At 66.7% G+C, this 466-nt stretch carries 1 protein-coding gene; it reads left to right on the forward strand.

What is annotated here, in order from left to right; genetic code table 11:
• Window positions 1-466: type VI secretion system tip protein TssI/VgrG (gene tssI / locus BZK31_RS29835; protein ID WP_167378138.1), on the forward strand; the 466-nt coding region annotated here is incomplete at both ends.

Consider the following 466-nt stretch of genomic DNA (forward strand, 5'->3'; position numbering starts at 1 on the left):
GCAACACGTTCAGGGCCATCCCCGGCAACGTCCCCTACCGTGCGGCCCTGACCCATCCCAAACCGCGCATTGCCGGCGGCCAGACGGCTGTCGTCACGGGCCCGGCAGGCGAAGAGATTCACTGCGACCGGCATGGCCGGGTCAGGGTGCAGTTTCACTGGGACCGCGAAGGCCAGGCCAACGAGCAGAGCAGTTGCTGGCTGCGCGTGGCGTCCGGTTGGGCCGGTGACCGTTACGGCAGCCTGAGCATCCCCCGGGTCGGCATGGAAGTGCTGGTGACCTTTCTGGAAGGTGATCCCGACCAACCGTTGATCAGCGGTTGCCTGTACCACGCCGAACACACCCCGCCCTACCCGCTGCCCGCCCACCAGACCCGCAGCGTGTTCAAGACCCTGAGCAGTCCGGGCGGCAACGGCTCCAACGAACTGCGCATCGAGGACCGCGCCGGTCAGGAACAGATCTTCAT

The sequence above is a fragment of the Pseudomonas floridensis genome (assembly GCF_002087235.1).
GTDB classification, from domain to species: domain Bacteria; phylum Pseudomonadota; class Gammaproteobacteria; order Pseudomonadales; family Pseudomonadaceae; genus Aquipseudomonas; species Aquipseudomonas floridensis.